The organism is Parapedobacter pyrenivorans, assembly GCF_014636865.1.
Taxonomy (GTDB): Bacteria; Bacteroidota; Bacteroidia; order Sphingobacteriales; family Sphingobacteriaceae; genus Parapedobacter; species Parapedobacter pyrenivorans.
Map to the genome: position 1 here is coordinate 186,454 of NZ_BMER01000005.1, position 12,930 is coordinate 199,383.

Below are 12,930 nucleotides of genomic sequence, written 5' to 3' on the forward strand. Positions count from 1 at the left end.
CAAAGAAGCGAGCTATGGGCAACGCTTAGTATTGGAATAAAATAAATTCTTAACTTTAAACCATGATGAAAACCTTCTATATCGCCGCAACGGTGTTGATCCTATTCAGTACAGTTAGGGCACAGCCCGGCAGCGTCAACTATGACGAATCGAAGGTGCCCGTATATACGCTGCCGGCATTATTGGAAACGGCGGATGGGCTGCAGGTAACCAACACAGTGCAATGGGAGCAACAGCGGCGCCCGGAAATCCTGGAGTTATTTGCCAGACAGGTCTACGGCCGTACACCGAAAGATCCGATAGCCGTTCGCTATGAGGTACTCACCGAAAACCCGCATGCATTGGGGGGCAAAGCAACGAGTAAACAGATTAAGTTTGTCTTCCATAACGGAAAGAAGGAAATTGAGGCTATACTACTGCTTTTCCTGCCCAATAACGTACAGGGTAAATTCCCACTATTTGTAGCTTATAATTTCAAAGGTAACCACAGTACCACATTGGATACCACCATCCTGTACACGAAAAACTTCGCGTTGGTGAAGGAACCGAACCATCCGGATTGGGAGCGCGGCTGCCAGGCCAGCCGGTGGGCTTATGATGATGTTATCGCGCGCGGCTATGGCATCGCTACGATGTGCTATCACGATATCTTTCCAGACAAGCCAGATTTGAAAGATCATAGCGTAGTATCCCTTTTCCCTGGTTATGGCAAGGGTGAAGACGCCGCCGATGAGTGGCAGGCCATCGGTGCGTGGGCTTGGGGTTCTAGCCGTATACTGGACTACCTAACTACCGAACCCAGCGTAGATATGGACCGCATTGCCATTATGGGTCACTCCCGGCAGGGCAAAGCCGCCCTATGGGCCGGCGCGCAGGATATGCGATTCAAAATTGTCATCTCCAATGATTCCGGTGCTGGAGGCGCAGCCCTATCCAGGCGCAAGTATGGCGAAACCATCGCCATTGTGAGCAACATCAAGCCCGCATGGTTCTGTCGTGCCCTAGATCGATATCATGGAAGAGAAGAGGATATGCCTGTCGACCAGCATCAGCTGCTCGCATTGATGGCGCCTCGGCCGGTGTATGTCGCGAGTGCCGAAGAAGACCGCTGGGCAGATCCCAAAGGCGAGTATCTGGCAGCATACCACGCCAGTCCAGCATATGCATTATACAACCTGAAGGGGCTTCCGTCCGCGACTCCACCACCCATTCACCAACCCATCATGAACGACGTGGGTTATCACATCCGTGCTGGTAAGCATGATGTAACGCGGTATGATTGGCTGGCATTCCTGGACTTCGCCGATAAACATTTTAGAAAATAAGGACTTTCTTGTTTTAACGGCAAAGAGACACCGGATGAAAGTGATCTTCCATCCGGTGTTTGCATACCGCCACAAAGGCTTTCGCTATTTCATGATAGTCAGTTTACCATCGTTTTCCACCACTTCGTACAACACAGGATAGGACGGTGCATCGTTAGGCGCGTGGTAGGAGATCATCAACCTGCCCGATGCGCGAAAAAGCATGGCATGGCCGCCATGGTCATCGTTGATTGGCGTATCATCGAGCGTCCATGGGCCAGCTAGGTTTCCACTTTCCGATCGGGCAATGCCAATAGCGTATTTCCCCGCTTTGGTAAAGCTGGACCATAGCATCAGCAGCTGGCCATTCATGGCTTTATGCACAAATGGGGCATCGGTTACATAGCCAGTCGTGCCATGGGCGGTGATGGTACCGGTCCATGCCGCCGATCCCGCATTGAACAACAGTATCGGCTCGCCCACGGTTGTCTTCAGGTCTGTCGAAAGCTGTTGCAGGTAGATTTCGCCATTGCCTACCTCCAACCATTCGCGGCAGAATAGCAACCACGGTGTACCCGCCTCGTCTACGTGCAATGAACCATCGAGAGACATCCAATTGGTCGGAGTAATGGGGCTATTTACAAGCGGTTTAAAACCACTGTCCGGTCTGTCTGAAACTAAGATGGAAGTGCCTCGCTTTTTGCCGGGCGCACTGAAGGTCGCAAACAGGTAATATTTCCCCTGATAGTTGTACACATCCGGTGCCCAGAAATCTTCCTTACCCCAGAAATCGGCACCGGCCACAAATGCGTTGCCTTTGTCTTTCCACAATTTCAGGTCCTTACTCTCATATACCTTGAAACCTGGCTTGTTATTCACATGCAGGTAGTACAGGTCGGTTTCCGGATCCTGCACGATAAAGGGGTCTCGCGCTTGGAATGATCCGTAGGGAATGGTATATTCTTCTTGTTCTGGCGGTGTAGTGTCTTTGGGTTCGCCGGATGATTTCGAGCACGAGCAGGCGGCTGCGAAGCAAAGTATGATACCGGATAAAAATAGAAAATGCATTGGATTCTTCATGGCTTTCAATTTAATTATAACCGTCGTTTTGGATGATATTGGGATTTTCGATCAATGCCCAATTGGGTATCGGAAACAAGAGATTCTTGGATGAAGCGTTACTGCCACCATGTTGTTTGGCAACATCTAGGTAGGAGCCATGGCGCAGTAGGTCTTCCCGGCGCACACCTTCCCACCACAGCTCCCATCCGCGTTCCAGCAGGATGCGGTCCCGCAGTGCCTCTTTACCGGCGTAGTCCGCTAATTCGAGCCGGTAGCCACCACCACCGCCGGTAGCCGCGTTCTTTTTGACAACGAGATCATCGATCCAAAGGTCGTAGTCCGCGGCCGAATTGCCGAGGGCTAGAAATAGCACACTGCCACCGGTAGCGTGGGGCGTCGAGAGCTCGAAACTTACTTCGGTTACTTCGTTGGCTTTTAGCGTGATATTTTGGGTATGTGCTATGGAGCCTTCGGCGCGGAAGCTGAAGCTGACGTCTTTATCAGCCAGCGCTTTGAAGCTTACTGAATACGATTTCCCTTCTTCCACCTCGATATTATCCGCGCGTACCTGAATAGCCCACCACTCCGTACCCGGGTTGGCAATCGACAGGTTCACTGCTTTCGAGGCCGACAATGCATCGTTAGTCGCGGTCCGGTAGCTGAGCGATGCCTGATCTTCTTGGAAATTGTTTACCGTGATAGCACCAACGGCGTTGTCGGTAAAATTACCTTCGAATTGCTCATCTACCACGATCACTTCCGGCGACTGTCCACCCGCGCCAAAAGCTCGATCGCGCACTTGGTTGATGAGGTCTATGCTCTCTTGGTTTGGACCGTTAAGTTCATTGAGGATTTCCGCACGGGCAAGGAGTACGTCTGCATAGCGGAAGATTACCTGATCATTGCCTGCCCATTGACCCGGATTGTTGGGGTCTTCGGGATATTTGAAGGAAAGCCCTCCCGGTTCACCAGCCGCGCGCATATCCACTTCGCCGCCAGCCTTGGAGGGATATTTGGTCAGGATACGGTCGCGTCGCTTGTCCCCCGGCTCGAAACTATCGTAAAAAGACCAGGGTACGCGCCACCCGTTCCATGCCGCATAGTCTACACCCACCGATGAACGGTAGTCCGGCGGTAGCATATTCGAAAACAAAAGTAAACCGAATCCTTCGCGCGGTTCACTGGTCACCACGAAGATCAGCTCGCTGTTCCCTTCGTTTGCCGCTGAAAAAATCTGTTGGTAGTCTTCTTGCAGCGCATAGCCAAGGCCCATCAGCTCACTGCTCACATCCCGCGCTTTCTGCCATTCCTTCTCGTTCATATAAAACTTCATGAGTTTCATCAATGCTGCGCCCTTGGTGCAGCGGCCGTAGTCTTGCTGGGTTACCGGGAGCATATCCGCAGCTTCGCGTAGTTCCTGTTCGATGAAGCCCGTCATCCATTCTTTGCTGGGGCGCTCGGGGCGGTAGTCCGGTGAAGGGTTGTAGGCCAGTTCACGGTCTACAATGATTGGAAGAGGGCCGTAGAAATGGTAAAGATCTGCTGCAAAAAAGCCACGCAGGCACTTCAGTTCGGCGATATACTTGTTTTTGACCGCGTCATCCACAGGCGACTCCTTGATACGCTCAATCATGTAGGTCGCACGGGTCACGGCCGGCACGATACTCTCGTAGAAGCCATAAACCATCTTCTCGCCGATGATCCAGTTGAGCGACTGGAAGGCGTCCCAGCTCCACTTGGTCATCCATTCGCCGGTAGCCCCTTCATTCATGATGAAGGCAGATCCATCAGATACCCGATAGGGCCCCCAGCCGTTGGTCTTCAACTCCCAGTAGATGCTGGTCGTGGCGGCACGCAGATCGTTTTCGTTCTGAAAGAAATTGTTTGGTGCGATGCGGTCGTAGATGATGGGATTGAGGTCCTTCTCGCAGGAAGAAAGCACAAACCCCAGGACCAACATCAGTGTATAGTTCAAAAATGTCTTCATGTTTTTTAAAGTGTTAGGTTCAATCCCAGTGAAAATGCACGTTGTAGCGGATAAGGCGCGCTACTGTCCTCAATCTGCGGATCGAGGCCCGAAAACTTCGTAATGGTAAACAGGTTCTGCCCGGTTACATATATCCGGAGATTGCTAATACCCTTCAACCCGGCAAACTGCTGTTTCAGGTCGTAGCCAAGCGTCACGTTTCGCAAACGCAGGTAAGCGCCATCTTCATGGCCATAATTGCCATCCAGTAAGTAGGGATTGCGAAATCCGCCAGGGGTTTCCGCTGAGGTATTATCATGCGCCCATCGGTCCTTGATGGTGGTTAGGAAGTTGTTGCCATCCTTGATTTTGAGCAACTCGTTTTGCGCACCATACCAAAAGTTGAGGTGTGACCAGCGCTTGGCTCCCAGCGCCGCATAGAAGAAGACCTGCAGGTCAAACCCTTTGTAAGCAAACTGGTTACCCAGTCCCATGGTAAATTTGGGGTCGTTCGAGCCGACGAGCACCATATCATTCACGTTGATTTTGCCATCGCCGTCCACATCCCTTATTTTCATCATGCCCGGTACGGCCTGTGGCATATGGGCCACTGTTTCACCCGGCTGGATGATTCCTTCCGGGATGAATTCGAAGATCGCACGGATGGGATCTTTCGCTGATTGGTAGGGTGCGAGTATGACATCGGGGCTCCGCTCCAGCCATTTATCACGAAAAGAGGTGAGGTTGAACGATGTATTCCACGTAAACGGCCCATCGATGTTCACACTGTTCACGGCGATTTCAAGTCCCTTGCTTTGGGTGCGTCCTAAGTTAGCCGGCACCGAGCCCACAATCGAGCTCGACATCAGCCTGCGCGATCCCAACAAATCGTGTATCTCTTTGTAAAATACGTCTACGCTTCCCGAAAGCCTGTTTTTGAAGAATCCATAGTCTACACCCAGGTTGTATTCGGTGGTCGTTTCCCATTTGAGGTTGGGGTTGGCCAGTTGAGAGAGGTTTACACCGGTATTTTCCAGGCCGGAGAAAATGTAGTTGCGGCCTGAGGCATCGTAGTATTCATATGCGTTGTTGCCGATGTTGCTGTTGCCGGTTTGTCCGGCACTCACGCGGAGCTTCAGGTCAGAGACTCCTGTGGCATCTTGCATGAAAGGCTCATCCACTAACCGCCAAGCAAAGGCAGCTGACGGGAAGAACCCATATTTGTTGTTGGCGCCAAACTTATCACTTCCATCTACGCGAGCCGTTACCGTAAAGAGGTACCGGTCGTTGATACCGTATTGAACACGGCCGAAATAAGAAGCGAGCACGGATGTGCCACGGTATGAGTCGATGCCCGCCAAACCTTCACCTACAGACATTTTATTGAATAAAAATGCGTCGGTGAAGAAATCATAAGCATACAAGATCAAACCCTCGTTATTAAAATGCTGGTAGGAATACCCCAAAACGCCGCTCAGGCTATTCCGGTCATCGTTGAAGCGCCGATTGTAATTGAATGTTGCCTCAAAGAGGTAATCGGTTTTTTCAATCTCATTGATATTCGCCACACCGTTCTGCCCTTTGCCGTACATGAACGTTTTCGGCAGGTAGTTTTTTCGGATTCCCCGGTCATTGTCAAATCCCACGGATACCTTTACGGCAGCGTAGGGGTCGATCTGCGCTTTGGCGAAGGAATTCATCAGCCACCGCGTATTATCCGAAAAATCGATGACATCCAGGAAAGACAACGGATTGGGGATGAGTGCTTGGGTCGGATTGATGAGGTATTCGCCATTGGCTTGCCGCTGTGTACCGATCATCGGGCTGTAAATCATGGCCGACTGGATAATGCCGGAATTTTCATTCATACCGCCGCCTAGCGCCGCATTTTTATTGTGGATTTTGCTGCCCAGTAACGATACGCCGTAGTCCAGCCAGCGGGTTACCTGATGGTCCAGGTTGAGACGGGCCGAATACCGGCGTAGGCCGGAGGTGCGCAGCACACCCTGTTGGTCGAAATAGTTACCCGAAAGCATCAGTTTGATTTTATCTGTTCCGGCTGTGAGCGAAGCATTATGCTGATTAACCAGCCCCTGTTGCATAATCGTGCTGTACCAATCTGTGCCGGCTCCCGTGGCTGCGATATCGGCTTCCGAATAACGGGGTATAAATGGACTGACCACGGATGGGTCGGTCCCACCGTAGGGATAGATTTTGTTGGCTAGCAGGTATTCTTCATGCAGGTAGCGATTGGTTTCAGTTTTCAGTTCGCGCGCACTCAGCAATTCCGGCCGCTTGGCGATTTGCTGCACCGTATAGTCGCCGGCATATTCAAAGCGGACGGTATTCGCTGCGCCGCGCTTAGTGGTGATAAGGATCACCCCATTCGCTGCCCGCGCCCCGTAGATGGCGGTGGCCGACACATCTTTCAGGATTTCCACCGAGGCAATATCATTTGGATTGATGGTATTCAGGATATTGCGTGATCCCATGCTGTAACGGTTTCCGCTTCGGGGTTCGGTGTTATTATTGGATACCGGAAAGCCGTCGATGACGATCAGTGGGTCATTTCCGGCTCCCACAGACGCTGCACCACGGATCAGCAACGTGGTACCGCCTCCGGGTTGTGCGCTGTTTTCCATCACGGTGAGGCCCGCCGCCCGGCCCTCCAGCATCTGTGCCAATGATGGATTGCCCGTTTTGACCAACTGGTCTGGCTTTACCGACACAATGGCCGCGTTTACATCGCTTTTGCGCTGCACGCCGTAGCCCACCACCACAATCTCGTCCAGCCCCGTATTGCTCGCTTTTAGTACGGCCTTCATCTCGGTTTGGTTGCCTACTGGCAGCTCCAGCGTCTCAAAGCCCAGCATGCTGAATACCAGTATGTCCGGTACCTCCGTAAGCGGTAGTTCAAAGGTTCCGTCGCGGCCGGTCTGCGTGGCTGTACTACCTACCGCCTTGCCGCGCACGGTGGCGCCTATCAACGGTCGTCCCTGTTCGTCCGTTACCCTGCCAGTGAACTTCGTTTGCACGTTGTCAGCCCGTTGCCGCATGATGACCACATTGTTGTCTACGATGCGGTAAGCCAATCCTTGTCCGTCCAGACATTCCGCAAGCGCCTGTTGCAATGACGCGTCTTTCAGGTTTAAGGTAACCGGTTTGGCACGATCCAGTAGTTCTGGAACAAACAGGATGTTGAATCCACTTTGTTTTCGGATTTCGTTGAACACCTGTTCCAGCGGAGCGGCTTGCTCTTTGATGGTTATCTGCGCCAGTGACACCGCGTGCACGTGGAGTGCGGTGACCAACATCACAAAGCAGACGATTTTCATATACATGACTATTCGTAGTAGGAGGCGGCAACGGCGTGCCCCTCCCATTCCCGTAAATTTTTTATACATTTGGTTTATGGAATTTAAAATTGGATGCTCTTGTTCAGTTTTATTCTTCCGGACTAGCTACGGCTACACTACCTGGGGGCGCGCCAACGCCTCCGGTAGTTTTTCTTGCCATGGCTATCCACTGTTTGCCTGTGTTATTCCATGACAATGATCCTCCTTCCTTCGATTTTATAGTTGAAGTTGCCCGTCAGGGCCAATACGTTCAATAGTTGTTCAACCGATTCATAGCGCGATACCGTACCGCCGAGTGTCCGGTCTTCAAGGCTACCTTGCAACTCGATGTCGGCATCGTACCATCGGCTGATGCGTTTCATCACATCGGGGATCGCATCGCGGTCAAACATGAAAAGGCCAGTGGTCCATGCGGTGGCTGCTTCCGCGTTTACGCGCTTTACGCGGATCGGTGGCTCGGCATTGCCATTCACGATAGCCGCTTGGTCGGGTCGTAACATCACCTGTTCCGTACCCTGGCTTACGCGTACGGATCCTTCCACCAAGGTGGTCACCATCTGGTTGTCGTCGGGGTAAGCACTCACATTGAACCGCGTACCCAATACCGTCACTACGGCATTACCGCATTGCACCAGAAACGGCCGGGTCGGGTCTTTCGACACTTCAAAATATCCTTCGCCTTCCAGTATTACCTGACGGTGTTCATCGGCAAATCGTACCGGATACTGCAGTGACGACCCGGCATTGAGCCAAGCGATGGTTCCATCTTCAAGGGTGATTCGGTATTGCCCGCCACGGGGCACGCGGAGCATCAACGTTTCGCTCTGCTGTATCTGTCGGTTTACGTCGTTGCCGAGCACAGCGCCATCGCCGTATGCGGCTGAGCCGCGATCCATAGCGATACCCGTTGGCACGTCATCCAATTCGAGCTCCCCGCCGCCGGCCCATTCCAGCGTTGCTCGATTACCACCGGGCTCCAACACAGGCGCACTGTGTATCGCTGCCGATTGTATTGGCGCATCCCGGTCTGCACGGTTTAAATAAAGCCAGGTAGCTAACGAACAGCACAGCACGAAGAGCGCTGCTACAGCCGCATACCGTCGTAGCTGCCTGAACAGTGGGCGTGGCCGGGAGCTACGGTACCGGGGGTCGTTTTTAATTCGATCAAACAGCTCCGCGCCGTTCGCTACGGGGCGTTTTTCGACATTTATATCGTCCCAGATCGTTTCAAGCCCGGGTACTTGCTCCCCGTCAGCGTGATGCAGCCAGTCAAACAGCTCGTCAAATTCTTCCCTAGTCAATTGGCCCTGCGCATAGCGCTGCAACAGTTGCTGGATACGTAGATTGTGTACGTCCATTTATAAATGATAAAGCGACTGGCAGGAAAACAGTTCCTGCCTCAGGAAGGGATTACGGATAAGCCGGGGTAATAGGACTAGTCATATAGCAAAAAAATGAAAAAAAACATTAGAATGGGAAAGCCGTGTCTTGCCAGTTTGCGTTTCAAGGTCTTTAATGCGCTGACCAGGTGGTTTTTGACCGTGTTTTTCGAAATTCCCAGCTTGGCCGCAATTTCCTCATGGGTCAATCCTTGTTCGCGGCTTAGTTTGAAGATTAGCTGTTGCTGGGTGGGGAGCTGGGCGACTACTTCATTCACCAAGTCGGCGAGGTTACTTTCTAGGATGGCCTCTTCAGTAGCGTGATCTTCCTTTTGCATGGATGACCAAAGGTTATCGCGCAATGCGGCAGTGCTCGTTGCACTCCTCATGATATCAATGACCAGCCTACGGGCTATCGTAAATAAGAAAGCATCCAATGAGCGGGAGGCGTCGATGTCCGCGCGATGAAGCCAGAGTCTTAGAAAGGTTTCCTGCACCACTTCCTCACTTTGATCGCGGCGCTTGGTAAGCGTAAAGGCAAAACGATAAACCTTGGCGTATAGCCCATCATAGATGATGCGAAAGGCACGCCCATCTCCGCTGTTCAACCGACGAACCAAGCTCCCGTCTATCGATTTTTCCTTTCCCGACTCCATGAAATTCCCGTTGTTCCTGCCCAAGGTTTATAAAGTGAGCTTACTAACCACGCTTCTTGCGGCAAAGCTAACACAAAAAATGAAAAGCTGGTGATGGCAAGACCTTCCAGCCGGGCACTGACAGAAAATGCACCGAAATTCGTAGCTTTGGCTGAATGCATAAGCCGATGTTGCGTATACTGATGTGCTGTATGGTGGTGGGTTGCCTGTTACCCTTTCGGGGAGTTTCGCAGGCGGTCCAGTTCCAGCAACTCAGCGTGGAGGAGGGATTGTCGCATAACCACGTTACCGCTATCGTGAAGGACAAGCGTGGCTTCCTTTGGTTTGGTACACCCGCGGGGCTCAGCCGTTATGACGGGCATGAAGTCAAGGTATTCCGGCATGCTGCAAACCAACCGTACAGTATCGTCGACAGTGATATCCTGGATTTGTTTGTTGGGCCGCATCGTCAACTGTGGGTAAAGACGAAACTGGGCATGAACATATACGACGACCGTCGGGAACAATTCATACGCAATGTAGATAGTGTCTTGCAGTCGATGGGACTGCCGATAGCGGAAATAATAGCTATCCAACGCAACGATCAGGGCAAATGCTGGTTTTTGCAGGCAGAGGGGATGGTGTCCAGCTACGACGAGCAAAACGGCGTGGTTTCTTCCTATCCAAGAGCAGACCCCGCGGCCCCCGTTACCGGGATTGCGCTCGATCGGTCGGGAAAAGCCTGGACGGTCGATCAACAGGGTACAGTCTGTCAATTGGAGGGCGGATCGCGGGTTGCGTATCGGTTGCGCGACCGCGATGGCGGCGATCAGGGCAGCGCAGATTTCCAGCTGTTCATTGATCGCAATGGGTATCCGTGGGTATATGCCGCCAGTCTGCCGGTGGGCGTTTATTGGTGGCCCGATGAGCAGGGCCCGCCCCTGCACCTAACGACCGAGTCCGAAGGCATGTCGTTGAACAACCAGCTTATTTTCGGGATGGCCGAAGACCCCGACGGAAACATCTGGATTGCCACGGATCACGGCGGGATCAATCTCGTTGACCCCAAGAATCGGCAGATTTCCTATTTGCTACACGATGAATACAACGACCGGACCATAAGCCAGAACAGTGTCATGGCGATTTACTGCGATGTAGACGGCATCCTATGGGCCGGTACGTTCAAGCGCGGTGTCAGTTATTATCACCCCAGCCAGATTCAGTTTGCGCTGTACCAACGGCAGCGGGGTAGGGGTGAGTCCGTGCTGCCGTTTGATGACATCAACCAGTTTGTGGAAGACGAGAAGGGTAATGTATGGATCGGTACAAATGGCGGCGGACTGATTTATTTCGATCGGCGGGCCAATCGGTTTACGCAATACCGCCACAACCCCAAAGATCCGCACAGTCTCGGCAGCGATGTGATTGTCAACTTGTACATCGATCGCAAAGGTGTGCTCTGGATCGGTACATATCACGGAGGGCTCAACCGTTTCGATGGCCATCGATTTGTACGTTATACACATGATGCGCTTAATCCGGCTTCCATTCCCGACAACAGTGTTTGGGAAATCTATGAGGACACCCGCGGGCGGTTTTGGGTGGGTACACTCAAGGCCGGATTGGCTCAGCTCAATCGTGCCACAGGCCGTTTCACCCGGTTGGGTTTTGGTGAGCAGGGATTTACGCAATCTGCCTACATCTCGGCCATTACCGAAGACCAGCGGGGCGGAATTTGGTTCGGCACGGCTACGGGTGTCGAAATGCTCACGCCGGAAGGCACATTCAAACTGTTTTCCTATCGAGGAGATCAGCCGGGGGCACTGAGCAACGATCATGTCAACGAGATTATCGAAGATGGCCATCAACGCATTTGGGTGGCCACACGCGAAGGGTTGAACCTCTATGACGCAGCTACCGGTACATTCCGGGCTTTCCGTATGGAAGATGGACTGCCGGACAATACGGTGCTGGGCGTGGTCGAAGACCGGGAAGGAACGATTTGGGTCAGCACAGCCCGGGGCATTTCCGCCATCCGGGAGGAGATAAGCAACCCCGGGCAATGGCGGTTTTGGAACTACGACCGTCGGGACGGATTGCAGGGCAACGCATTCAATGAAGATGCCATCTGTCTGCTATCAACTGGAGAATTGCTTTTCGGCGGCCCTTCCGGATTCAACGTCATCGACCCGGCACATATCCAGTCGCCACCTTCAACGCAAACGCCGCCCGTGCTCACCGATTTCCAACTATTTAACCGCAGCGTAGACGTGTCGCAGTGGCTCGGCCGCAAGGAGGTAACGCTTTCCCATGAACAGGATATGCTGGGATTCGTGGTCGCCTCGTTATATTTTCTCAATAAAGACCGCGCCTATTTCCGTTACAAATTGGAGGGGTTCGACCAAGATTGGGTGGCGATGGATCGCCGCACGCGCAAGGCCGCGTTTACCAACTTGGATCCCGGCAACTACCAATTCCGCGTGATGGTATCTGAAGACGGCGAAAACTGGAGTGTACCCTATACGCTGGCATCCATTACCATCATGCCACCATTTTGGAGAACGGGTTGGGCGTATTTCCTATATACGGTCTTTGGATTAGGTAGTATATTGTTGATCCGGCATATCGAACGGACGCGCGAAAAGACGCGTTTTGCATTGCAGCGGGAACGCCAGGAGGCTCGCTCCAAGCTGGAAAACGTGCTGAAGCAGCAAGCAACGATGGAGCAGGTTTATAAAAAGAAGCTTGATGTTTTTCCTTCCGAAAAGCCGGTGATGACTGCCGACGAATCATTTTTAAGGAAAGCGTTGGATACGGTAGAGCAGCATATGGCTGAAGCCGACTTTTCCGTAGAATCCTTCGCCCATGCGATGCACGTTAGCCGGGTCAGCCTGTACAAACGCATTCTTACATTAACAGGCCACACGCCATCGGAGTTTATCCGCAATATCCGTTTACGGCGGGGTGCGCAACTGTTGGAGCAGTCGGGACTCACCGTCGCCGAAATTGCCTATGAAGTCGGGTTCAGCAATCCCAAGCCGTTCAGCAAATATTTCAAAGCACTTTACGGTGTAGCCCCTTCTGCCTACCGGAAATAGACTTGTAGTGGCAGGTAAGTTAACCAAAATACCCGCATTTATTAACATACTTATCCCCTCATATCCACCCGTCGCTCCTATTTTTGATGCCGATAACCAATTGCGTTAACCAGCTACCGTTATTACTTTT

The 12,930-nt window shown here is 52.3% G+C and carries 7 protein-coding genes; 2 read left to right on the forward strand and 5 right to left on the reverse strand.

All coding sequences use genetic code 11. The features are described from left to right. Nucleotides 1–62: 62 nt before the first annotated feature. Complete coding sequence (locus IEV98_RS19920; protein WP_229738867.1) at nt 63–1,325, forward strand: alpha/beta hydrolase family protein; 1,263 nt, start codon at nt 63–65, stop codon at nt 1,323–1,325. A gap of 84 nt (nt 1,326–1,409) precedes the next feature. Here the strand turns inward: IEV98_RS19920 and IEV98_RS19925 are convergent, their stop codons facing one another. The 5 genes from IEV98_RS19925 to IEV98_RS19945 all read right to left on the reverse strand — a co-directional run bounded on the left by IEV98_RS19925 (nt 1,410) and on the right by IEV98_RS19945 (nt 9,747). After that, complete coding sequence (locus IEV98_RS19925; protein ID WP_188507794.1) at nt 1,410–2,384, reverse strand: glycoside hydrolase family 43 protein; 975 nt, start codon at nt 2,382–2,384, stop codon at nt 1,410–1,412. Nucleotides 2,385–2,394: 10 nt separating this feature from the next. Next, nucleotides 2,395–4,353, reverse strand: a complete 1,959-nt coding sequence (locus IEV98_RS19930; RefSeq protein WP_188507795.1) for a RagB/SusD family nutrient uptake outer membrane protein — start codon at nt 4,351–4,353, stop codon at nt 2,395–2,397. 5 nt (nt 4,354–4,358) lie between these two features. Further along, a complete protein-coding gene (locus tag IEV98_RS19935) occupies nt 4,359–7,667 on the reverse strand; it encodes a TonB-dependent receptor (RefSeq protein ID WP_188507796.1) in 3,309 nt (1,102 codons plus the stop codon). A gap of 203 nt (nt 7,668–7,870) precedes the next feature. Then, on the reverse strand, nt 7,871–9,046 hold the full coding sequence (locus IEV98_RS19940) for a FecR family protein (protein ID WP_188507797.1): 1,176 nt from the start codon (nt 9,044–9,046) through the stop codon (nt 7,871–7,873). 77 nt (nt 9,047–9,123) lie between these two features. Next, a complete protein-coding gene (locus tag IEV98_RS19945) occupies nt 9,124–9,747 on the reverse strand; it encodes an RNA polymerase sigma factor (RefSeq protein WP_188507798.1) in 624 nt (207 codons plus the stop codon). Nucleotides 9,748–9,878: 131 nt separating this feature from the next. On the opposite strand from IEV98_RS19945, the gene IEV98_RS19950 reads away from it, so the two are divergent. Further along, complete coding sequence (locus IEV98_RS19950; protein ID WP_229738868.1) at nt 9,879–12,800, forward strand: two-component regulator propeller domain-containing protein; 2,922 nt, start codon at nt 9,879–9,881, stop codon at nt 12,798–12,800. Nucleotides 12,801–12,930 lie beyond the last annotated feature (130 nt).

Excerpts from the sequence above, each read along its gene's own strand:
- IEV98_RS19950 (WP_229738868.1), top strand. The coding sequence starts at position 9,879 with ATGCATAAGCCGATGTTGCGTATACTGATGTGCTGTATGGTGGTGGGT.
- IEV98_RS19940 (WP_188507797.1), bottom strand. The coding sequence starts at position 9,046 with ATGGACGTACACAATCTACGTATCCAGCAACTGTTGCAGCGCTATGCG.
- IEV98_RS19930 (WP_188507795.1), bottom strand. The coding sequence starts at position 4,353 with ATGAAGACATTTTTGAACTATACACTGATGTTGGTCCTGGGGTTTGTG.
- IEV98_RS19925 (WP_188507794.1), bottom strand. The coding sequence starts at position 2,384 with ATGAAGAATCCAATGCATTTTCTATTTTTATCCGGTATCATACTTTGC.
- IEV98_RS19935 (WP_188507796.1), bottom strand. The coding sequence starts at position 7,667 with ATGAAAATCGTCTGCTTTGTGATGTTGGTCACCGCACTCCACGTGCAC.
- IEV98_RS19920 (WP_229738867.1), top strand. The coding sequence starts at position 63 with ATGATGAAAACCTTCTATATCGCCGCAACGGTGTTGATCCTATTCAGT.